Raw genomic sequence first — 20799 nt, 5'->3', positions numbered from 1 at the left:
TCGGCAACGCGCTGAAATACATTGGCGAGCAACCTGGCTGCACAGCCCCCGGAAAGTCGGTGTTTAGCTAACTAAATTTTTCGACATGGCAACTTTTGGTTACAGACTGGTGATAACCTCGCCGCTCCCCTCTCGCACACGTCCGGCCCTCCGATGCCCAGCCAAGCGCCTTTGCTGCTCCGCCACCACCGTCCTTTCATTGCGTTCTGGCTGGCGCGGATCTTCACCGCCAGCGGCTTTCAGATGCTCACCGTGGCCATCGGCTGGAACCTGTACCAACTCACCGGCAATGTGCTCGACCTGGGCCTGGTGGGCCTGGTGGAATTCGCGCCCCGGGTGCTGTTCATGCTGCACACCGGGCATGTCGCCGACCGATACGACCGGCGCAAGGTCGCGGCGATCTGTCAGTCGCTGCAGGCGCTGATCGCCCTGACGCTGGCCATCGGCAGCGCCACCGACCACGTCACCCGCGAGCTGATCTTCACCCTCGCCTTCCTGCTGGGCGCCGCACGCTCCTTCGAGATGCCCACCACCCAGGCCCTGCTGCCGAGCATCGTGCCCGCCGCCCTGTTCCCCCGGGCGGTCGCCGCCGCACAGTCGGCCCAGCAATCGGCGACCATCGTCGCCCCGGCGCTGGGCGGCCTGCTCTATGCGTTCGGCAGCGTGTGGGTCTACGGCCCGACCGTGCTGCTGTACGTGATCGCCTGCACCCTGATGCTCAACCTGCCCGCGCGCCAGACACCGCTGAACAAAGGTAAGGCCACGCTGGATTCGTTGCTGGCGGGGATCCGCTTCATCCGCAGCCGCCCGGACATCCTCGGGGCGATCTCGCTGGACCTGTTCGCGGTGCTGCTCGGCGGCGCCACGGCGCTGCTGCCGGTGTTCGCCAAGGACATCCTGCTGACCGGCGCCTGGGGCCTGGGCCTGCTGCGCTCGGCGCCGGCGGTGGGCGCGCTGCTGATGTCGCTGTTCCTGGCGCGGTTCGCCGTGGAGCGCCATGTCGGCCGGGTGATGTTCACCGCGGTCGGCGTGTTCGGCGTGGCGACCATCGCCTTCGGCCTGTCGACCTCGTTCTGGTTCTCGCTGGCGGTGCTGGTGGTGCTGGGCGCGGCGGACATGATCAGCATGGTGATCCGCGCCTCGTTCGTGCAGCTGGAAACCCCGGACGAGATGCGCGGCCGGGTCAGCGCGGTGAACGGCCTGTTCATCGGCGCCTCGAACCAGCTCGGCGAATTCGAGTCCGGCCTCACCGCCCACTGGTTCGGCACGGTGCCGGCGGTGGTCATGGGCGGCATCGGCACACTGGTGGTGACCGGCACCTGGATCAAGCTGTTCCCGACCCTGGCCAGCCGCGACCGGATGCATGTGCCGGCGGAGGAAGCGAAGGCCTGATCGCCGGACTTCCCTTGCACGACTAACACATCAGGCACGAATCAATCGACAAGAGGTGGTACAGGGATACCGCATGGAGTGTAATGTAACGCCTTACACTCAGCCGATGATCAGATCCTTCAAGCACAAAGGCCTTCGTGCCTTCTATGAAACAGGTTCGCCCCGTGGAATCCGCGTCGACCATGCCGCACGCCTGTCACGGATGCTGCAGTTCATGGATCGCGCAACGGTGCCCGCTGACCTTGACCTGCCCGGGTGGCGCCTGCATCCGCTGAAAGGGGATCTGTCCGGGTACTGGTCACTCAGCGTTTCAGGGAACTGGCGGGTGATCTTCAGGTTCGCAGACCCGGACATCGAGCTGATCGATTATCTGGACGATCACCGACAGGAGGCAGGCCCATGCCCATGCACAACCCGCCACATCCTGGCGAAACGCTTTTGACGGACGTGCTTCCCGAACTCGGCATCAGCATCGCCGAGCTGGCTCGCCATCTCGGCTTCGCGCGGCCTCATCTTTCACGCGTGCTGCACGGGCACGCGCCGATCAGTCCGGACCTGGCCGTAAGACTCGAACGCGCCGGCATCGGCAGGGCCCGCATGTGGCTCGGCGTGCAAACCGATTACGATCTGTGGCAAGCCGAACATCGCGAACAACCGCTCATTGAGCCCCTTGCCGCACACGCCTGATCATTCAGTTCCTCGCCGGACGGTCCGGTTCACGGAGCGACAGCCGGCCTGAGGTTCATTTGATGTACAGCTGGGTCGACAACGTGTTGCGCGGTGCGTTGATCGAGGTGTTGGTGAAGGTAAAGGTGCCTTCCTGCCGGGCGCCCAGGTCGAACACATAGAGAGAGCCGACGGTTTTGCCGCCGGGGGTGCATTCGGTCAGGTTGCCGGTCTGGTAGGCGCAGACCGGGCTGCGGACGCCGTCCACCTCGAAGCCGTCCAGGGTGGCCTGGGGCTGGCTCTGGCCGTAGCCGATCTCCAGCACGTAGACCTTGATGCCCGATCCGCCGTGGTCGCATTGCGTCCGGGGCTGGCCGTCGGCGATGTCTTCCAGCCCGCAGGCCGCCGACTGCACCTTGATCACTTTCACTTCGCTCAACGGCGGCGCCGACGCCGCCAGCGCCGCCGGCACCGCGGCCAACAGTGCGGCCGTCAATCCGGCGGTGTTCATCCAGCGCTTGCTCATGCGTTCCATTCCCCCCAAAAACAGCGCGCAGTATGGCGCACTTGGCGCAGACACAAAACTTCGCCGACGATCGACACCGACATCCGCCATATTCCCCGCGCTGCTGGTATGATGCGCGGCTTTTTCCGGCCCACAGCAAAATCCCAGGCGCATCCGGCGACCTGTGCTTTGCTGTTGAGGTCGATACATTCACGGCGCCACGCGCGCCACGGGGAGCAGACATGCTGGAAAGGCTGTTTCAACTCAAGGCACACAACACCAACGTGCGGACCGAGATCCTGGCGGGCGTCACGACGTTCCTGGCCATGGCCTACATCCTGTTCGTCAACCCGAGCATCCTCGGCGAGACCGGCATGGACAAAGGCGCGGTGTTCGTCGCCACCTGCCTTGCCGCCGCCATCGGCTCCACGGTGATGGGCCTGATCGCCAACTACCCGATCGCCCTCGCGCCGGGCATGGGCCTGAACGCATTCTTCACCTACACCGTCGTGCTGCACATGGGCCACACCTGGCAAGTGGCGCTGGGCGCGGTGTTCATTTCGGCCGTGTGCTTCTTCCTGCTGTCGATCTTCCGCATCCGTGAATGGATCATCAACAGCATCCCGCTGCCGCTGCGCTCGGCGATCGCCGCCGGCATCGGCCTGTTCCTGGCCCTGATCGCCCTGCACAACGCCGGCATCGTGGTCGGCAACCCGGCGACCATGGTCGGCCTCGGCGACCTCAAGCAACCGGCCCCGATCCTCGCGACCCTGGGCTTCGCCCTGATCGTCGCCCTCGAAGCGCTGAAAGTGCGCGGCGCCGTGCTGATCGGCATCCTGGCGGTGACCATCGTGTCGATCGTCATGGGCTTCACTCCGTTCGGCGGCGTGACCTCGATGCCGCCGTCGCTGGCCCCGACCCTGCTGCAACTGGACATCAAGGGCGCGCTGGACATCGGCCTGGTCAGCGTGATCTTCGCCTTCCTGTTCGTTGACCTGTTCGACAACTCCGGCACCCTGATCGGCGTCGCCAAGCGCGCCGGCCTGATGGGCAAGGACGGCCACATGCCGAAGATGGGCCGCGCCCTGATCGCCGACAGCACCGCCGCGATGGCCGGTTCCCTGCTGGGCACTTCCACCACCACCAGCTACATCGAGTCCGCCGCCGGCGTGAGCGCCGGGGGCCGCACCGGCCTGACCGCCATCGTCGTCGCGATCCTGTTCCTGCTGGCGCTGTTCTTCTCGCCGCTGGCGGCCAGCGTGCCGGCCTTCGCCACCGCCCCGGCGCTGCTGTTCGTCGCCGTGCTGATGACTTCGGGCCTGGCGGAAATAGACTGGGAAGACATCACCGTCGCCGCGCCGGTCGTGGTCACCGCCCTGGCGATGCCGTTCACCTACTCCATCGCCAACGGCATCGCGTTCGGCTTCATCGCCTGGACCGCCATCAAGATTCTCTCGGGCCGCGCCCGTGAGCTGAACCCGGCGCTGGTGATCCTGTCGATCCTGTTCGTGATCAAGTTGGGTTGGTTCAACGCATGACTTTCGATTCCCAGGCCTACGCCGCACAGCTCGCCGACAAGGTCACGCGCCTGCGTGACCTGCTGGCCCCGTTCGATGCTCCAGAGCCTTCGGTGTTCGATTCGCCGCTGCAGCACTTTCGTCTGCGCGCCGAATTCCGCCTGTGGCGCGAGGCCGGCGAGCGTCATTACGCGATGTTCTCCCAGGAGGACAAGCGCACGCCGATCCTGATCGAGCAGTTCCCGATCGCCAGCCTGCGCATCAACCAGCTGATGCCGCAGCTCAAGGCGGCCTGGCAGGCCAGTTCGGCGCTGAGCCACAAGCTGTTTCAGGTGGAGTTCCTGACCACCCTGGCCGGCGACGCGATGATCACCCTGTGCTATCACCGCCCGCTGGACGAGCACTGGCACGCGGCCGCGTCGAAACTGGCGGCGGACCTGAACGTCAGCGTCATCGGCCGGTCCAAGGGCAAACGCGAAGTCATCGGCCGCGACTACGTGGTGGAAAAACTCGACGTCGGCGGCCGCACCTTCAGCTACCGCCAGCCGGAAGGCGCGTTCACCCAGCCCAACGGCACGGTGAACCAGAAGATGCTCGACTGGGCCTTCGAGGCATTGGGCGACCGCCAGGACGACCTGCTGGAGCTGTACTGCGGCAACGGCAACTTCACCCTGCCGCTGGCCACCCGCGTGCGCAAGGTGCTGGCCACCGAGATCAGCAAGACGTCGGTCAGCGCCGCGCTGAGCAACCTCAGCGAAAACGCTGTGGATAACGTCACGCTGGTGCGCCTGTCCGCCGAAGAGCTGACCGAAGCCCTGAACGAGGTGCGCCCGTTCCGTCGCCTGCAAGGCATCGACCTCAAGAGCTACGAATTCGGCAGCGTCTTCGTCGACCCGCCCCGCGCCGGCATGGATCCGGACACCTGCGAGCTGACCCGGCGTTTCGACAACATCCTGTACATCTCCTGCAACCCGCAGACCCTCGCGGCGAACATCGCCCAGCTGCACGACACCCACCGCATCACCCGTTGCGCGCTGTTCGACCAGTTCCCGTGGACGCACCACATGGAGTCCGGGGTGTTGCTGACCCGGCGTTGAGCGTCAGCGACACATGCAAAAAAGCCGTCGTGACCGACGGCTTTTTTGTGCCTGACCCGAACCCTTGCGCAGTCGTCCTGCCGGCCTCGTCGCCGAAAGTCGCCGGCAAAAATGGCGGGCACGCCTTTCACGGTGCCCCGGCATTTGCTAAATACAGGGGCTCATTCCCCGGTGCGAGCCATCATGCAGCGACACTTCGACGATCTTCAGTTGGGCAGCATCGAACTGTTCTGCCTGGCCGCCGAGGCCGGCAGTTTCACCGGCGCGGCACTGGCGGCGGCGGTGACGCCGGCTGCGGTGAGCCGCTCGGTGTCGCGCATGGAGGAACGGCTGGGCGTGCGCCTGTTCGCCCGCACCACCCGCAGCGTCAAGCTGACCGACAGCGGCCGGCGATATTACGAAGAATGCCGGCAAGCGCTGGCGCAGCTGGTCGAGGCTCAGCGGGAAGTCATGGGCCAGCAGCAGGAGCCGTCCGGTACCCTGCGCATCAGCATCCCCACGACCTACGCCCATCACCGGATCCTGCCGCTGCTGCCGGCGTTCCGGGCGCGGTTTGCGCAGGTGAAGGTCGACATCCACATCAGCAACCGCAACATCGATTTCGTCGGCGAAGGCTATGACATGGCCATCCGCGTGCGGGCCATCCCCGATTCGGGCCTGATCGCCCGCCACCTGGAAGACGCGGCGCTGGTGACGGTCGCCAGCCCCGACTACCTCAAGCGCGCCGGCACCCCGCAGAGCCTCGACGACCTCGCCGGCCACGAATGCATCCAGTACGAACTGCCCAGCAACGGCCGGCGGATCACCTGGCTGTTCTACGACGGCGACACCCCACGGGAGATTCTGGCGGACGGCAACTTCTGCTGCTCCGACGACGTGCTCGGCGGCGTCACCCTCGCCCGGCACGGCGCCGGCCTGTTCCAGACCTACCGCTTCATCGTCGAGAAGGACTTGGCCGACGGCAACCTGGTGGAAGTGCTCAAGCCCTACGGCGGGCGCTCGCGGCCGTTCACCCTGCTGTATCCGCAGAACCGCCACATGCCGCTGCGGGTGCGGGCGTTCATCGATTTCCTGGTGGGGCAACTGCCGCAGTGAACCGGCAGCGTGCGATCACCGCACACAATACGCCGGGAAAACCGGGTACCGATTGACCAAAGTAACCAGGCAGTACAATTTATCTCCACCGATCGAACCCTTCGACCGAAGCCAACAAGAATAAGTGGAGTTGTTCCCATGCCCCCGATCGTTCTGGTGCTCAACGGCCCGAACCTGAACCTGCTCGGCACTCGCGAGCCGGCGACCTACGGCCACGAAACCCTGGCCGACATTTCCGCCCTGTGCGCACGCGCCGCCGACGAATGCGGCCTGGCCGTGGAGTTCCGCCAGACCAACCACGAAGGCGAACTGCTCGACTGGATCCACGGCGCCCGCAAGCGCTGCGCCGGCATTGTCATCAACCCGGCGGCGTGGACCCACACCTCGGTGGCGATCCGCGACGCGCTGGTGGCCTGCGAACTGCCGGTGATCGAGGTGCACCTGTCCAACGTCCATGCCCGCGAACCGTTCCGCCACCACTCCTTCGTTTCCGCCATCGCCACCGCCGTGATGTGCGGCTTCGGCAGCCACGGCTATCGCCTGGCCCTGGAGCATTTCGGCCATCGGCTCAAGGGGGCATGCGCATGACTCGGCAGAATGCGGTTCTGGCCGGTCTGATCGGCGCGGGCATCCAGGCGTCCCGCACCCCGGCGATGCACGAACAGGAAGGCGATGCGCAAGGCCTGCGCTACCTGTACCGGCTGATCGACCTCGATCAGCTGAAACTGGACAGCGACGCCCTGCCCGAGCTGTTGCTGGCCGCCGAGCGGATGAACTTCACCGGTCTGAACATCACCTTCCCTTGCAAGCAGGCGATCATCCCGCTGCTCGACGAACTGTCGCCGGAAGCCCGCGGCATCGGCGCGGTGAACACGGTCGTGCTCAAGGACGGCAAACGCGTCGGCCACAACACCGATTGCCTGGGCTTCGCCGAGGGCTTTCGCCGTGGCCTTCCGGACGTTGCCCGTGACCGTGTCGTCCAGATGGGCGCCGGCGGCGCCGGTGCGGCGGTGGCCCACGCGCTGCTGAGCGAAGGCGTGCGCCACCTGAGCATTTTCGACGTGGACGCCGGGCGCGCCGAAAGCCTGGCCTTCAACCTGAACCAGCATTTCGGCGAGCGCCGCGCGGTGGCCGGGCAGGACTTGCCGACCGCCCTGAACGCCGCCGACGGACTGGTCAACACCACGCCCATGGGCATGGCCAAGTTGCCGGGCACACCGGTGCCGGCGGCGTTGCTGCGGGCGCAAATGTGGGTGGCGGAGATCGTGTACTTCCCGCTGGAGACCGAACTGCTGCGCAACGCCCGCGCCCTGGGTTGCCGCACGCTGGACGGCGGCAACATGGCGGTGTTTCAGGCGGTGAAGGCGTTCGGGCTGTTCAGCGGCGTGGCGGCGGACGCGCAACGGATGCTGGCGCATTTCCAGCGCATGAACGGATGAGCGGCGCGAGGGGCCTGCCCCTCGCTGACCTCAGGCTTGCAGGTAGCGCAGCACCGATTCGCAGATCATCTGGCGGTGGCGCTGCTTGATGCTTTCGTCCGGCAGGTCGATCTGGAAGATCTCGCCGAAGGTGTGGCGGTTCGAGACGCGGTAGAAGCAGAACGAACTGATCAGCAGGTGCACGTCCAGCGCGTCGAGCCCGACGCGGAACACCCCTTCCCGCACCCCGCGCTGCAGGATCTCGCCCAGCGAATCGAGGATGGTGTTGTTCATCGCCTTGATCGCGTCGGAGCGCTTCACGTACTCGGCGTTGTGGATGTTCTCGACACTGACGATCCGCACGAAATCGACGTTGCGGTCATGGTGGTCGAAGGTGAACTCCACCAGCCGACGGATCGCTTCCACCGGCGGCAGTTCGGCCAGGTGCAGGCGGCTTTCGGTGTTGCGGATGTCGCCGTAGAGTTTCTCCAGCACCTCGACGTACAGCTGCTCCTTGCTGCCGAAGTAGTAGTAGATCATGCGCTTGGAGGTGTGGATGCGCTCGGCGATCGCATCGACGCGGGCGCCGGACAGGCCCTGCTGGACGAACTCGACGATCGCCTCCTGCAGGATGTTCTCACGGGTCTTTTCCGGGTTGTTCTTGCGACTCTTGCGCGGCTCGACGACAGGCGAAACGGCGGCGGTAAGTTCTGAAGTCATTGTCATTGCGGGCTCACGGCCATCACTGCACAGGCTGGCGATTATGGGCCGCGCGGCACAGTGAAGGAAGCCGAGCAGCCCGTGTTTAATCCCGCGTTTACGAAATACCTACAACTTCGCCTGGCGGGCACCGCCGCTGCGTGCTTTGGCCATCGCCGCCAGCCGCACCGCGACGTTGGCCGCGCCATAGCCGGCGTAACCGTTGCGGCGCTGGATGACCTCGAAGAAGAAGCGGCCTTCGAACGGTTCGGTGTAGACGTGGAACAACTCGCCGCCCTGGGCGTCGCGGTCGTAGAGCACGTTGTAGTAGGCCAGCTCGCTGAGGAACTCGTCGTCGAAGTCGAAGCGCGCGGCGAGGTCGTCGTAGTAGTTGAGCGGGATGTCCAGCAACGGCACCCCGGCCTCCTTGGCGCGCCGGACTTCGGCGAAGATGTCCTCGCAGTCGAACGCGATGTGATGCACGCCCGAGCCGCGGTAGCTCGACAAGGCATGCGAGATCGCGGTGTTGCGGTTCTCGGAAATGTTCAGCGGCAGCCGCACCGAACTGTCGCGGCTGCGCAGCGCCCGGCTCTTCACCAGGCCGTAAGGGTCGGGCAGCACCACCTCATCGTCGGCCTCGAAATCCAGCAGGCTCTTGTAGAACAGCACCCAGGTGTCGAGGCTGTCCGCGGGCAACGCCATGGCCATGTGGTCGATGCGCTTGAGGCCGCCGCGGGCCTGGGCGCCCGGCACCGGATTGAAGTCGGTGCCGTACACGTCCGCGTCTTCATCCACCAGATAGATCAGGCTGCCGTCCGGCGCGCGGATCGCCGCCAGCTCCAGCTCGTTCGGCCCGACCAGGCCGCGGTACGGCTGGCCCTTGTAGGCCACCGCCCGCGCCAGGGCGCTGGCGCTGTCCTTGACCCGCAGCGCCGTGGCGCACAACGACGGGCCATGGGCCTCGAAATAACTGTGGCCGAACGAGTACGGCTCGGCGTTGAGGATCAGGTTGATGTCGCCCTGGCGCAGCAGGCTCACGTTCTTGGAGCGATGCTGCCCGGCCTTGACGAACCCCAGCCGCTCCAGCCAGTTCGACAGCTTGGCGCCCAGGGCCTCGTCCACGGCGAACTCCAGGAACTCGACGCCGTCGTACCCGCTGGCCTTGGGCGTCTCGAACAGCATCTCGCGCCTGGCCGGCGGCACCGCTCCAAGAACGTGAGCCTGCTGCGCCAGGCGCTGACGGGTCTTCTCCTCCAGGTACAGCAGCGAACGCAGCCCGTCCGCCGCGTTGGCGCGGGTCGGTGCGGCGCGGAACCCGTCGTTGAAGATCTCCAGCGACAGAGGGCCTGTGTAGCCGCTCTGGATGATCGGGGCGAGAAACCCCGGCAGGTCGAACTCGCCCTGCCCCGGGAAACAACGGAAATGCCGGCTCCACTCCAGCACGTCCATGGCCAGGAGCGGCGCGTCGGCCATCTGCACGAAGAAGATCTTGTCGCCGGGGATGTCGGCGATGGCGCTCGGGTCGCCCTTGAGCGACAGGGTGTGGAAGCTGTCGAGCAGCACGCCCAGGCTCGGGTGGTCGGCCTGGCGCACGATGTCCCAGACCTGTTGATAAGTGTTCACATGACGCCCCCAGGCCAGGGCTTCGTAGCCAATGCGCAGGCCACGGGCACCGGCGCGTTCGGCCAACAGGCGCAGGTCGTCGACCAGCACCTGCCGATCGCCGAGACTGTCGGCCGAGGCGTTGCTGCACACCAGCACCAGATCGGTGCCCAGCTCCTGCATCAGGTCGAACTTGCGCTCGGCGCGCTCCAGGTTGCGCGCCAGGCGGTCGCGGCGGCAGCCCTCGAAATCGCGGAACGGCTGGAACAGGGTGATGGCGATGCCGAGGTCGGCGCACATCTGCCGGATCTCCCGGGGGCTGCCGTCGTAGTACAGCAGATCGTTCTCGAAGATCTCGACCCCGTCGAACCCGGCGGCGGCGATGGCTTCGAGCTTTTCCGGCAGGGTGCCGCTCAAGGAAACGGTGGCAATGGATCGCTGCATCTCTCAACTCCCGGTGGAGGCGTCGGCGGCGGGGATGGCGCCGCTTTTGGGGGGTGAGCGGATTATTGGTTCCGATCGGTCGCCAGGCAATTTAAAGTGTACTACCCGGTTAGTTTTGCGTGCGATTATCGAACACAATGCCGGTTTGGCGAATTGACGATCTTTCGGCCGCTGCCCAACATCGACTCCACGCCGAGCCCGGTCGCGAACCGTCGGTCTCGCTGCGAAACGACCCAGAACACCATAAAAATTTCAAGAAACGGGTGGCTTACATGACTCCTTCCCAAAGCTCACACATGGCGCGTGCGGCCATGACCTCTGCCTCCAGCGGCATCGGCGACAAGATCCGCGGCGCCCTGGCCGTCGGCAAGACCCGTTGGGGCATGCTGGCGCTGGTGTTTTTCGCCACCACCCTGAACTACATCGACCGCGCCGCCCTGGGCGTGATGCAGCCGATCCTGGCCAAGGAAATGAGCTGGACGGCGATGGACTACGCCAACATCAACTTCTGGTTCCAGGTCGGCTACGCCATCGGCTTCGTGCTGCAGGGCCGGCTGATCGACCGGGTCGGGGTCAAGCGCGTGTTCTTCTGCGCGGTGCTGCTGTGGAGCCTGGCCACCGGCGCCCATGGCCTGGCGACCTCGGCGGCGGGCTTCATGGTCTGCCGCTTCATCCTCGGCCTGACCGAAGCGGCCAACTACCCCGCCTGCGTAAAGACCACCCGCCTGTGGTTCCCCGCCGGCGAACGCGCGGTGGCCACCGGCATCTTCAACGCCGGCACCAACGTCGGCGCGATGTTCACTCCGATGCTCCTGCCGCTGATCCTGCATGCCTGGGGCTGGCAGGCGGCGTTCCTGTGCATGTCGGCGCTGGGCGGCATCTGGCTGCTGTGCTGGGCCCTCAAATACTTCAACCCGGAAGACCATCCGAGCGTGAAGGCCTCGGAGCTTGAATACATCCAGCAGCAGGCCGAACCGGAACAGGCCCGCGTGCCGTTCTCGCGGATCCTGCGCATGCGCGGCACCTGGGCCTTCGCCCTCGCCTACTCGCTGACCGCGCCGGTGTTCTGGTTCTACCTGTACTGGCTGCCGCCGTTCCTCAACCAGCAATACAACCTGGGCATCAACGTGACCCAGATGGGCATCCCGCTGATCATCATCTACCTCACCGCCGACTTCGGCAGCGTGGGCGGCGGCATCCTCTCGTCGTTCCTGATCGGGCGCGGCGCCGACCCGATCAAGGCGCGACTGCTGTCGATGCTCCTGTTCGCCTGCTGCATCATCGGCGTGGTGGTGGCCGCCGGCTCCAGCCACCTGTGGGTCGCGGTGGCCGCCATCTCCCTGGCCATCGGCGCGCACCAGGCCTGGACCGCCAACATCTGGAGCCTGGTGATGGACTACACGCCCAAGCACATGATGAGCACCGTGTTCGGCTTCGGCGGCATGTGCGCGGCCATCGGCGGGATGTTCATGACCCAGATCGTCGGCCATATCCTCACCGTCACGAACAACAACTACACCGTGCTGTTCACCCTGATCCCGGCGATGTACTTCATCGCGCTGACCTGGATGTACTTCATGGCCCCGCGCAAGATCCCCGCCGTCACCGAGTGACCTTAAGCATGATCCCTTGCGGGAGCTGGCCCGCCGGCTCCCGCAAGGAACCTTCAGGCGCGGCGCTGCTGCCAGGCCGCCGCCAGCCCGCTGCAGCAGATCACCGCAATGCCCGCGACCGTGGTCAGGGTCGGCGTGTGGTTGAACAGCAGCCAGCCCAACAGCCCCGCAAACACGATCTGGCAATAACCGAACGGCGCCAGCAGCGCCGGCGCGGCATGCCGGAAGGCCTGGGTCAGGAACAGGTGCGCGGTCATCCCGCAACTGCCCAGCGCCAGCATCAACAGGCCATGCACCAGGCTCGGCACCTGCCAGAAGAACGGCACCAGCGCACTCATCACCAGCGTGTTGCACAGCCCCGCAAAGAAATTGCTGGTGGTCGGGCTATCGACTTCGCTGAGCTTGCGCGTGAGCAACTGGTAAAAGCAGAAAAACAGCGCCGAGCAGAACGGCAGCAGCACCGCCGGGGTGAACAATTCGCCGCCGGGATGGACGATCACCAGCACCCCGGAAAACCCGCAGATCACCGCGATCCACTGCCCCCGCGTCACCCGCTCCTTGAGCAGCGGCACCGACAGCGCCGTCACCAGCACCGGCGCCAGGAAGTTCACCGCCGTGGCCTCCGCCAGCGGGATGTACAGCAGCGCCGTGGTGAAAAACAGACTGGTGCCCAGCAGGCACAGCGCCCGCACCGCCTGGAGCAGCGGCCGCTTGGTGCGCAGCACCCGCAGCCCCGACTGCGGCAGGAAAATCCCGGCCATCAGCAAGGTGTGCACCAGATACCGCGCCCACACCACCATCACGATCGGGTAGAAGCCTGAGAGGTATTTCGACAAGGCGTCATGGCTGGAAAACAGGAACGTGGCCACGACGATCAGCAAGATCCCCTTGAAAGGTTGATTGACGCCGGAAAGCGGGGTGCTGACGGTCATTGGATATCTCTGAATGAACACTGGAGCTGATGAGGCGGGGCACCTGCGCCCGCCCTTGGAACTGACCGGAAGCGCTGACGGTCAATAATCTAGAACTCGGTTCCATATTCTCACAGACGAGAAACACAAAACCGTGCGAACAGCGCACACTTTCGCTTCACCGCTGCCCGCGCCCACACGATCCGTCAAACGAACAACTCAGACGCCAGGCTCGCCTGCGACAGTTCCCGGGTGAACGTCAGCAGCAGCGGCGCCAGTTCATGCAGCCGCGCTCCCGGCAGCCGCGCGCTGGGGCCGGCGATGCTCAGCACGCCGATCACCCGGCCATCGCCGGGATGGCGCACCACCGCCGCAATCGCCGAGGTGCCCACCGCCGAACTTTCCTCGACGCAGGCGTAGCCCTGTTCCCGGGCGATGCGCAGGCGTTCGAGCAGATCGCCATGGGAGCGCGGCGCGTTCGGCCCTGCCCCGGCGGGCAGTTCGGTGCCCTGGCGCTCGACCCGCGACAGCGCCTCGGCATCGCTCATGCACGCCAGCCATGCATGGCCCGAGGCGGTGTAGAACAGCGGGGCCTCGCGGCCCATGTCAGGGTCGTAGCGCAGGCCGGTGCGGGCACCCTGGGCCTTGGCGATCCAGGTCTGGCGCTCGCCGTCGATGACGCCCAGGCGCACCAGTTCGCCGGTCTCCAGGGCCAGGCGGTCGAGCACCGGCTGCACGATGTCGGCCCCGCTGCCCGACAAGTAACGAAACCCCATGGCCACCAATCGGGTGGACATGTGATAGCGCAGCGTGTCCGGATTCTGCCGCACATAGCCCAGCCGGACCAGTTCGGCGAGCAAGCGGTGGGTCGCGCTTTTCGGGATGCCCAACTGCTCGGCCAGGGTTTGCATCGGCAGCCCGCCCGCCTCGCTGGCGAGGCTTTCCAGCACGCTGAAGACCCGTTCGATTTGACTGCCGGCCATGATGAGATCCCGATGAAATTTGGCCGATTCTAGAAGACACGGCAGGGATTGCGAAATCCGTCCCTCGCCGATGCAGGCAAGCAACCGAACGCCGTTGACGGCACGTGACAAAAAATCCGCTGCAGGACGGAATTCGCCGGCAACGCCAGGTTCTTACCCGTCAACAGCAGGCCCGACGTCGAACACCGAGGTCGGGCCTACGTTGCACTGCGAATGGACGGACGGCCGGACTGGCGCCAAACTCACACACCAACAACACTGATCATCACGCACAAGCAGAGGATTCCCACATGCTATGGAGAAAAGGACGACGCAGCGACAACGTCGTCGATGCCCGTGGCGATGACATGGGCGCAGGCGGCGGGATGCGCTTCGGCGGCGGCAAGGGCCTGAGCCTCACCGCGATCCTGCTGATCGTCGGCATCGGCTGGATCACCGGGCAGGATCCGCTGCAGATCCTCGGCCAGCTCACCGGCCAGATGACCGAGCAATCGGCGCCGGTCGGCACACAGACCCGCAAGGCACCGCCGGCCAACGATGAACAGGCCGAGTTCGTGCGTTCGATCCTCGGCGACACCGAAGACACCTGGGGCGCGATCTTCCAGCAGGCTGGCCGCCAGTACCGGGATCCGACCCTGGTGCTGTTCAGCAACCGGGTCAACTCCGCCTGCGGCCTGGCCACCTCGGCCACCGGCCCGTTCTATTGCCCGGCGGACCAGAAGGTGTACCTGGACATGGCGTTCTTCCAGGAAATGGCCCAGCGCTTCAAGGCGGCTGGCGATTTTGCCCAGGCCTACGTGATCGCCCACGAAGTCGGCCACCATGTGCAGACCTTGCTCGGCGTCTCGGCGAAGATCCAGGCCGCCCGCCAGCAAGGCCGGCAGATGGAAGGCGACGGCGGCCTGCTGGTGCGCCAGGAACTGCAGGCCGACTGCCTGGCCGGCGTCTGGGCGTACAACGCGCAGAAGCGCCTGAACTGGCTGGAGCCGGGCGACATCGAGGAAGCCCTGAACGCGGCGAACGCCATCGGCGACGACCGCCTGCAACAGCAGGGTCAGGGCCGCGTGGTGCCGGACTCGTTCACCCACGGCACGTCGGCGCAAAGGGTGCGCTGGTTCAAAACCGGATTCGCCCAAGGCCAGGTCGGCCAGTGCGATACCTTTGCGGCGAAAAACCTGTAAATGCATAGATGGCTGTTGGCTTTACTGTTCATCGCCGGCGGGGTTCAGGCCGCCGGCGTCGATGCGATCAGCGCCGGGCGCCTACAACTCAAGGCCGGCGAAATGGCGGTGGGCATCGGCCCGGCGCCGGCCAGGATCGAACGGGTGCTGATCGTCGTGCATGGTCGCCTGCGCAACGCCGAGACCTACCGCAAGAGCGCCGAAAGCGCGGCGGAACTGGCCGGCCAGAGCGCCAGCACCCTGGTGATCGCCCCGCAGTTCCTCAACGAAAGCGACGTGGCGCTGTACTCGCTGCCGCCGAGCGTGCTGCGTTGGCAAGGCAACGACTGGATGGGCGGCGGGTTATCCACAGGGCCGAACCCGTTGAGCTCCTACGCCGCGCTCGACGAAATCATCGCGCGGGTCAGCGACCGCAAGCAGTTTCCCGACGTGAAGCAGATCGTGATCTTCGGCCACTCCGGCGGCGGTCAGGTCGTCCAGCGCTATGCGCTGCTCGCCAAGGAGCCGCCGGCGCTGAAGGCCGAAGGCATCCGCTTGCGCTATGTGGTGGCCAACCCTTCGTCGTATGCCTATTTCAACGAGCAGCGGCCGGTGGCGTTCGACCACGCGCAATGCGCCGGCTTCAACCGCTGGAAGTACGGTCTGGTGGATCCGCCGATCTATGCCGGCGGGCAAACGCCTGCGCAGCTTGAAGGCAGTTACGTCAAACGCGAGGTGATCTATCTGCTCGGCCAGCAGGACACCGACCCGCAGCACCCGGCGCTGGACAAGAGCTGCGCGGCCAAGGCCCAAGGCGCCAACCGGCTTGAGCGCGGGAAGCTGTTTTTCGGCTACTTGCTGCGCCGTCACCCGGAGGGGGTGAACCAGCGGCTGGTGGAAGTGCCCGGCGTGGGGCACAACGGCGACGGCATGCTGACATCGCCGGAGGGGCTGAAAGCCTTGTTCGGCCAGTGACGGCCCCCGCTCAGGCGAACACCATCCGCCGCAGCTCGACGCAATCCTTCGCGTGCCAGTCCGTCAGCTCCGGCCACGGGTTGTCCGGCAGGTTCACCAGCACCGTCCGCGCCCCCGCCGCCCGGCCGCAATCGAGGTCGAAACGGTAGTCGCCGACCATCACCATCTCGCTGGCCGGCACCGCCCAGGCGTCCGCCAGCTTCAGCAGCCCGCCGGGATGCGGCTTGGGCGGCGCTTCGTCGCGGCCCAGCACATCCTCGACGGCAAAGCAGTCGGCCAGGCCGATGGCTTCGAGCGTGACATGGGCCAGCTCGCGGGCATTGCGGGTCAGGATGCCGAGCCGCAAGCCCCGGGCGTGCAGGTCGCGCACCAGTTCCACCGCGCCGGCGGCCGGGGTCGAGCCCAGCGCCAAGTCCCGTTCGTGCTCCAGCAGCCACGCGTGCTTGGCGGCCGCTTCGTCCGCCGGCAAGGCCGCGAGGTGGGTGAGGATGTCGTCCTCGGGCGGGATCGACAACGCCACCCGGATCGCCGCGAAGTCATGCACCGCGACGGTCAGGGTGCCGTCCATGTCGAACACCCAGTGCCGCACGTCCGCCAGGCTCATGCCCAGTCCTTGCGGTGCCGGATCAGGCCTTCCTGGGTCACCGACGCCACCAGTTGGCCGGCGCGGTTGAACACGCTGCCCCGGGAGAAACCGCGGGAGTTGCCGGCCCACGGGCTGTCCATCGCGTAGAGCAGCCAGTCGTCGGCGCGCAGGTCATTGTGGAACCACAACGCGTGGTCGAGGCTGGCGACCTGCATGTCCTTCTGCCAGACCGACTTGCCGTGGGGCAGCATCGAGGTGGTCAGCAAGCCGAAGTCCGAGGCGTAGGCCAGCAGGTACTTGTGCAGGGCCGGGATGTCCGCCAGGGCGCCGTCGGCGCGGAACCACACGTACTTGACCGGATCGGCCGGCTGCGGGTTGTACGGATCCTTTTCGGTGACCGGGCGCACTTCGATCGGCTTCGGGCACAGCAGCTTCTCGCGCATGTGCTCGGGGATCAGGTGGGCGCGCTGCTGGGTGATCTCCAGTTCCGACGGCAGGTTCTCCGGGCCGACGACCTCAGGCATCTGGCTCTGGTGCTCGAAGCCTTCCTCGTCGTACTGGAACGAGGCGCTGCACGTGAAGATCGGATGGCCCTTCTGGATCGCCGTGACGCGCCGGGTGCTGAAGCTGCCGCCGTCGCGCACGCGGTCCACCGAGTACACCACCGGCAGCTTGGCGTCGCCCGGACGCAGGAAGTAACCGTGCATCGAGTGCACATGCCGCGCCTCTTCGACGGTCTGACTGGCCGCCGACAACGACTGGCCGAGCACCTGGCCGCCGAACAGCTGGCGGAACCCCAGGTCCTGGCTGCGGCCGCGGAACAGGTTTTCCTCGATCGGTTCGAGGGTCAGCAGATCCACCAGATCTTCCAACACTTGGCTCATTCAGACTCTCCTCACACAAAGCAAAACCGCGCAGCCTCAGCTGCAGCGGGGGATTCAGGTTCTGGCCGGGCCCTTGAGGGCGGCGGCCATTTTAAACGTCCGTGTTTGCTTATCCATGCAAGGTTTGCAGCCACTGCTCGCGGCTGATGCGGTACAACACATGCCGGCGCAGCGGATGGCCGTCGGCCAGGCGCGGATGATCGAAATCATCCGCCTCGGCGTGGTGCATGCCGATGGCCTGCATCACTTTCTGCGACGGCAGATTGGACTCACTGGTGAACGACACCACCTCGTTCAGCGCCACCCGGTCGAAGCCGCAACGCAGCGCCGTCCACGCCGCTTCGCTGGCATAGCCCAACCCCCAGTGCTCCTTGGCCAGGCGCCAGCCGATTTCCACCGCCGGGGTGAACGGCGCGTCGAAGCCGACCACGCCCAGCCCCGTGAAGCCGATGAACTGGCCGCAGTCCTTGCGCTCCAGCGCCCACAGGCCATAACCGTGTTCGGCGAAATGCCCGCGCACGCGCCCGATCATCGAGGCACTTTCCAGTCGGGTCAACGGTGCAGGGAAATAGCGCATCACCTGCGGATCGGCGCACATCGCGGCAAATGCCGGCAGATCCTCGTCCTGCCACTGGCGCATCCGCAGTCTTGCGCTTTCAAGCTCAAGTATCGGCTCCATGGTGCCCCTCCGTTTCCGTGCCGCCAGTCTACATCGCTGGTAGGATCCGTGATTCTTTCCTTGCGTGCCTACATGATTTCTCCATGCCATTACCGTTGATCTACCACGACGACTACAGCCCCGACTTCCCGGCGGATCACCGGTTCCCCATGGACAAGTTCCGCCTACTGCGCGACCACCTGGTGGACAGCGGCCTGACCCGCGACGAAGACCTGCTGCGCCCGCAGCTGTGCCCGCCGGAGATCCTCGCCCTGGCCCATGACCGCGACTACATCGAGCGCTACATGAGCGGCGAACTGTCCCGCGAAGACCAGCGCCGCCTCGGCCTGCCGTGGAACGAAGCGCTGGCCCGGCGCACGGTGCGGGCGGTGGGCGGTTCGATCCTGGCGGCGGAAAAGGCGCTGGAGCACGGCCTGGCCTGCCACCTGGCCGGCGGCACCCACCACGCCCACTACGACTACCCCGCGGGGTTCTGCATCTTCAACGACCTGGCGATCATCAGCCATTACCTGTTGCAGAGCGGCCGGGTGAACCGGGTGCTGATCTTCGACTGCGACGTGCACCAGGGCGACGGCACCGCCCGGATCCTGCACGACACCCCGGAGGCGATCACCGTTTCCCTGCATTGCGAGAAGAACTTTCCCGCACGCAAGGCCGAAAGCGACTGGGACATCCCGCTGCCCAACGGCATGGGCGACGCCGATTACCTGCGCGTCGTCGACGATGCCCTCAACTACCTGCTGCCGCTCTACCAGCCGGATCTGGTGCTGTACGACGCCGGCGTCGATGTGCACAAGGACGACGCCCTCGGCTACCTGCAACTGACCGACGCCGGCGTGGCCGCCCGGGACGAAAGCGTGATGCGCCATTGCCTGGGCCGTGACATCCCGGTGGTCGGCGTCATCGGCGGCGGCTACAGCAAGGACCGCCAGGCCCTCGCCCGCCGTCACGGTATCCTGCACCACAGCGCGCAGCGGGTCTGGCAGTCATCCGGTTGTCATTGAGTTGTGCTGCGTTACCCACAATCGCTGTGGAACGGCCTGTGGATAACCTGCGCGAAAGGGACTACAGCCCCCGCTGACCTTGGCCTGCAGCGCGATGGTTATTTTTTGACCAGCGCCTGACTCCGCCCGGCGGAGCCCTAAAAGCGAACACGGGGGCCAGCCTGCTGGCGATAGCGCTCTTTCTGCCCCATCGATGCCGGATGTGCCGTCGCCATCGCGAGCAGGCTCGCTCCTACAGGGGTCGCGGCTGGTAGAATGCGCGCCTCTTCCCGCCAGACCGCAGCGCACGCCATGACCCAGCCCGCCTCCACCGCCCCCCACCACGTCGCCATCATCGGCGGCGGCCCCGCCGGCCTGATGGCCGCCGAGGTGCTGAGCCAGGCCGGAGTGCGCGTCGACCTGTACGACGGCATGCCCTCGGTGGGCCGCAAATTCCTGCTGGCCGGGGTCGGCGGCATGAACATCACCCATTCCGAAGCGTACCCGGCGTTCCTCTCCCGCTACGCCGAGCGCGCCCCGCAGATCGCCCCGCTGCTGCGGGCCTTCGACGCCGACGCGCTGTGCCGCTGGATCCACGGGCTGGGCATCGACACCTTCATCGGCAGTTCCGGCCGGGTGTTCCCCACCGACATGAAAGCCGCACCTCTGTTGCGCGCCTGGCTCAAGCGCCTGCGCGACGGCGGCGTAGTTATCCACACCCGCCACCGCTGGATCGGCTGGGACGCCAACGGCGCACTGCGCCTCGACAGCCCCGACGGCGAAAAGACCCTCACCCCCGACGCCACCCTGCTCGCCCTCGGCGGCGGCAGTTGGTCGCGCCTGGGCTCGGACGGTGCCTGGATGCTGGCGTTGGAGCAACACGGCGTAGGACTGGCGCCGTTGCAGCCGAGCAATTGCGGCTTCGAGGTGTCGGCGTGGAGCGATCTGATGGTCAGCAAATTCGCCGGCGCACCGCTGAAGAACATCGGCATCGGCCTGAACGACGACACCCCGCGCCTGGGCGAATGCGTCATCACCGCCACCGGCATCGAAGGCAGCCTGGTCTACGCGCTGTCGGCGCCGATCCGCGAGGCGATCAACCGCCACGGCGCAGCCGTTGTGCACATCGACCTGCTGCCGGGCCGGCCTGTGGATAAGATCCAGGCCGCCTTGAGCAAACCCCGCGGCTCGCGCTCGATGGCCAAGCATCTGCACAGCCAGCTCGGGATCGACGGGGTGAAGGCGGCACTGCTGCGGGAACTGACCGACGCCCAGACCTTCGCCGACCCGGCGCTGCTCGCCCGGGCGATCAAGGCCCTGCCGCTGACGCTGGTGAAGACGCGCCCGCTGGACGAAGCGATCAGCAGCGCCGGCGGCGTAACGTTCGAGGCCATGGATGAACGGCTGATGCTCAAGGCGTTGCCGGGAGTGTTCTGCGCCGGCGAGATGCTCGACTGGGAAGCGCCGACCGGGGGCTATCTGCTGACGGCGTGTTTCGCCAGCGGGCGGACGGCGGGGCTCGGAATGATTGATTGGCTCAGGAGCAGCGGCAAGCTATAAGCGGCAAGCTGCAAGCCGCAAGCCGCAAGC

General features: G+C 66.1%; 20 protein-coding genes and 1 pseudogene. 13 read left to right on the top strand and 8 right to left on the bottom strand.

Annotated features, from left to right (window positions below):
• Positions 1-153 precede the first annotated feature (153 nt).
• The 3 genes and pseudogenes from KVG96_RS01080 (at position 154) to KVG96_RS01070 (ending at position 2079) form a co-directional block, all read left to right on the top strand.
• Positions 154-1392, top strand: a complete 1239-nt coding sequence (locus KVG96_RS01080; protein WP_217890503.1) for an MFS transporter — start codon at positions 154-156, stop codon at positions 1390-1392.
• A gap of 106 nt (positions 1393-1498) precedes the next feature.
• A pseudogene (locus KVG96_RS01075) lies at positions 1499-1774 on the top strand (type II toxin-antitoxin system RelE/ParE family toxin); the annotation flags it as partial.
• Positions 1775-1791: 17 nt separating this feature from the next.
• On the top strand, positions 1792-2079 hold the full coding sequence (locus tag KVG96_RS01070; RefSeq protein WP_217890502.1) for a HigA family addiction module antitoxin: 288 nt from the start codon (positions 1792-1794) through the stop codon (positions 2077-2079).
• Between the two features lie 55 nt (positions 2080-2134).
• Here the strand turns inward: KVG96_RS01070 and KVG96_RS01065 are convergent, their stop codons facing one another.
• Positions 2135-2584 carry a DUF4879 domain-containing protein gene (locus KVG96_RS01065; RefSeq protein ID WP_217890501.1) on the bottom strand — a complete coding sequence of 150 codons (450 nt, stop codon included), beginning with the start codon at positions 2582-2584 and terminating at the stop codon, positions 2135-2137.
• A 221-nt stretch (positions 2585-2805) separates the two neighbouring features.
• Here KVG96_RS01065 and KVG96_RS01060 point away from each other — a divergent pair, with 221 nt between their 5' ends.
• The 5 genes from KVG96_RS01060 to KVG96_RS01040 all read left to right on the top strand — a co-directional run bounded on the left by KVG96_RS01060 (position 2806) and on the right by KVG96_RS01040 (position 7711).
• Positions 2806-4101 carry an NCS2 family permease gene (locus KVG96_RS01060; RefSeq protein WP_217890500.1) on the top strand — a complete coding sequence of 432 codons (1296 nt, stop codon included), beginning with the start codon at positions 2806-2808 and terminating at the stop codon, positions 4099-4101.
• On the top strand, positions 4098-5177 hold the full coding sequence (trmA, locus tag KVG96_RS01055; protein WP_217890499.1) for a tRNA (uridine(54)-C5)-methyltransferase TrmA: 1080 nt from the start codon (positions 4098-4100) through the stop codon (positions 5175-5177). Before KVG96_RS01060 ends, trmA begins: the two co-directional genes overlap by 4 nt.
• 183 nt (positions 5178-5360) lie before the next feature.
• Positions 5361-6272, top strand: coding sequence for a LysR family transcriptional regulator (locus tag KVG96_RS01050; protein WP_217890498.1), 912 nt, complete (start codon positions 5361-5363; stop codon positions 6270-6272).
• A 138-nt stretch (positions 6273-6410) separates the two neighbouring features.
• On the top strand, positions 6411-6860 hold the full coding sequence (gene aroQ / locus KVG96_RS01045) for a type II 3-dehydroquinate dehydratase (protein ID WP_217890497.1): 450 nt from the start codon (positions 6411-6413) through the stop codon (positions 6858-6860).
• Positions 6857-7711, top strand: coding sequence for a shikimate dehydrogenase (locus KVG96_RS01040; RefSeq protein WP_217890496.1), 855 nt, complete (start codon positions 6857-6859; stop codon positions 7709-7711). Before aroQ ends, KVG96_RS01040 begins: the two co-directional genes overlap by 4 nt.
• Positions 7712-7741: 30 nt before the next feature.
• On the opposite strand, the gene KVG96_RS01035 is transcribed toward KVG96_RS01040, so the two are convergent.
• Both KVG96_RS01035 and quiC read right to left on the bottom strand, forming a co-directional pair.
• Positions 7742-8416, bottom strand: coding sequence for a TetR/AcrR family transcriptional regulator (locus KVG96_RS01035; protein WP_217890495.1), 675 nt, complete (start codon positions 8414-8416; stop codon positions 7742-7744).
• 102 nt (positions 8417-8518) lie between these two features.
• Complete coding sequence (gene quiC, locus KVG96_RS01030; protein WP_217890494.1) at positions 8519-10435, bottom strand: 3-dehydroshikimate dehydratase QuiC; 1917 nt, start codon at positions 10433-10435, stop codon at positions 8519-8521.
• A 272-nt stretch (positions 10436-10707) separates the two neighbouring features.
• Between quiC and KVG96_RS01025 the strand changes: the two genes are divergently transcribed.
• The gene (locus KVG96_RS01025) at positions 10708-12048 is read left to right on the top strand and encodes an MFS transporter (protein ID WP_217890493.1); all 1341 of its coding nucleotides are present in this window, start codon (positions 10708-10710) and stop codon (positions 12046-12048) included.
• Between the two features lie 53 nt (positions 12049-12101).
• Here KVG96_RS01025 and KVG96_RS01020 read toward each other — a convergent pair whose 3' ends face one another.
• Positions 12102-12980 (bottom strand): DMT family transporter, encoded by an 879-nt coding sequence (locus KVG96_RS01020; protein WP_217890492.1) that lies wholly within the window; start codon positions 12978-12980, stop codon positions 12102-12104.
• Between the two features lie 185 nt (positions 12981-13165).
• Complete coding sequence (locus tag KVG96_RS01015; RefSeq protein WP_217890491.1) at positions 13166-13942, bottom strand: IclR family transcriptional regulator; 777 nt, start codon at positions 13940-13942, stop codon at positions 13166-13168.
• 290 nt (positions 13943-14232) lie between these two features.
• On the opposite strand from KVG96_RS01015, the gene ypfJ reads away from it, so the two are divergent.
• Both ypfJ and KVG96_RS01005 read left to right on the top strand, forming a co-directional pair.
• On the top strand, positions 14233-15123 hold the full coding sequence (gene ypfJ, locus KVG96_RS01010; RefSeq protein ID WP_217890490.1) for a KPN_02809 family neutral zinc metallopeptidase: 891 nt from the start codon (positions 14233-14235) through the stop codon (positions 15121-15123).
• Positions 15124-16077 carry an alpha/beta fold hydrolase gene (locus KVG96_RS01005; RefSeq protein WP_217890489.1) on the top strand — a complete coding sequence of 318 codons (954 nt, stop codon included), beginning with the start codon at positions 15124-15126 and terminating at the stop codon, positions 16075-16077.
• A gap of 10 nt (positions 16078-16087) precedes the next feature.
• On the opposite strand, the gene KVG96_RS01000 is transcribed toward KVG96_RS01005, so the two are convergent.
• The 3 genes from KVG96_RS01000 to KVG96_RS00990 form a co-directional block, all read right to left on the bottom strand.
• Positions 16088-16681: an HAD family hydrolase gene (locus tag KVG96_RS01000; protein ID WP_217890488.1), complete on the bottom strand. Its 594-nt coding sequence runs from the start codon at positions 16679-16681 to the stop codon at positions 16088-16090.
• Positions 16678-17547: an acyl-CoA thioesterase II gene (tesB, locus tag KVG96_RS00995; RefSeq protein WP_217890487.1), complete on the bottom strand. Its 870-nt coding sequence runs from the start codon at positions 17545-17547 to the stop codon at positions 16678-16680. The genes KVG96_RS01000 and tesB overlap by 4 nt, the downstream gene beginning before the upstream one ends.
• 109 nt (positions 17548-17656) lie before the next feature.
• Positions 17657-18226, bottom strand: a complete 570-nt coding sequence (locus KVG96_RS00990; protein WP_217890486.1) for a GNAT family N-acetyltransferase — start codon at positions 18224-18226, stop codon at positions 17657-17659.
• Between the two features lie 83 nt (positions 18227-18309).
• Here KVG96_RS00990 and KVG96_RS00985 point away from each other — a divergent pair, with 83 nt between their 5' ends.
• Entirely contained in the window at positions 18310-19230 is a 921-nt protein-coding gene (locus KVG96_RS00985; protein ID WP_217890485.1) for a histone deacetylase family protein, read from the top strand.
• A gap of 255 nt (positions 19231-19485) precedes the next feature.
• Positions 19486-20769 (top strand): TIGR03862 family flavoprotein, encoded by a 1284-nt coding sequence (locus tag KVG96_RS00980; RefSeq protein ID WP_437180476.1) that lies wholly within the window; start codon positions 19486-19488, stop codon positions 20767-20769.
• Positions 20770-20799 lie beyond the last annotated feature (30 nt).

This window comes from Pseudomonas ekonensis (genome assembly GCF_019145435.1).
Taxonomy (GTDB): Bacteria; Pseudomonadota; Gammaproteobacteria; order Pseudomonadales; family Pseudomonadaceae; genus Aquipseudomonas; species Aquipseudomonas ekonensis.
Note: the sequence above shows the minus strand (reverse complement) of the source record. Positions and strands in the feature narration are given on the sequence as shown.

Coding starts and splice junctions, on each gene's coding strand:
- KVG96_RS01080 (WP_217890503.1), top strand. CDS start 154: ATGCCCAGCCAAGCGCCTTTGCTGCTCCGCCACCACCGTCCTTTCATT.
- KVG96_RS01070 (WP_217890502.1), top strand. CDS start 1,792: ATGCCCATGCACAACCCGCCACATCCTGGCGAAACGCTTTTGACGGAC.
- KVG96_RS01065 (WP_217890501.1), bottom strand. CDS start 2,584: ATGAGCAAGCGCTGGATGAACACCGCCGGATTGACGGCCGCACTGTTG.
- KVG96_RS01060 (WP_217890500.1), top strand. CDS start 2,806: ATGCTGGAAAGGCTGTTTCAACTCAAGGCACACAACACCAACGTGCGG.
- trmA (WP_217890499.1), top strand. CDS start 4,098: ATGACTTTCGATTCCCAGGCCTACGCCGCACAGCTCGCCGACAAGGTC.
- KVG96_RS01050 (WP_217890498.1), top strand. CDS start 5,361: ATGCAGCGACACTTCGACGATCTTCAGTTGGGCAGCATCGAACTGTTC.
- aroQ (WP_217890497.1), top strand. CDS start 6,411: ATGCCCCCGATCGTTCTGGTGCTCAACGGCCCGAACCTGAACCTGCTC.
- KVG96_RS01040 (WP_217890496.1), top strand. CDS start 6,857: ATGACTCGGCAGAATGCGGTTCTGGCCGGTCTGATCGGCGCGGGCATC.
- KVG96_RS01035 (WP_217890495.1), bottom strand. CDS start 8,416: ATGACAATGACTTCAGAACTTACCGCCGCCGTTTCGCCTGTCGTCGAG.
- quiC (WP_217890494.1), bottom strand. CDS start 10,435: ATGCAGCGATCCATTGCCACCGTTTCCTTGAGCGGCACCCTGCCGGAA.
- KVG96_RS01025 (WP_217890493.1), top strand. CDS start 10,708: ATGACTCCTTCCCAAAGCTCACACATGGCGCGTGCGGCCATGACCTCT.
- KVG96_RS01020 (WP_217890492.1), bottom strand. CDS start 12,980: ATGACCGTCAGCACCCCGCTTTCCGGCGTCAATCAACCTTTCAAGGGG.
- KVG96_RS01015 (WP_217890491.1), bottom strand. CDS start 13,942: ATGGCCGGCAGTCAAATCGAACGGGTCTTCAGCGTGCTGGAAAGCCTC.
- ypfJ (WP_217890490.1), top strand. CDS start 14,233: ATGCTATGGAGAAAAGGACGACGCAGCGACAACGTCGTCGATGCCCGT.
- KVG96_RS01005 (WP_217890489.1), top strand. CDS start 15,124: ATGCATAGATGGCTGTTGGCTTTACTGTTCATCGCCGGCGGGGTTCAG.
- KVG96_RS01000 (WP_217890488.1), bottom strand. CDS start 16,681: ATGAGCCTGGCGGACGTGCGGCACTGGGTGTTCGACATGGACGGCACC.
- tesB (WP_217890487.1), bottom strand. CDS start 17,547: ATGAGCCAAGTGTTGGAAGATCTGGTGGATCTGCTGACCCTCGAACCG.
- KVG96_RS00990 (WP_217890486.1), bottom strand. CDS start 18,226: ATGGAGCCGATACTTGAGCTTGAAAGCGCAAGACTGCGGATGCGCCAG.
- KVG96_RS00985 (WP_217890485.1), top strand. CDS start 18,310: ATGCCATTACCGTTGATCTACCACGACGACTACAGCCCCGACTTCCCG.
- KVG96_RS00980 (WP_437180476.1), top strand. CDS start 19,486: ATGCGCGCCTCTTCCCGCCAGACCGCAGCGCACGCCATGACCCAGCCC.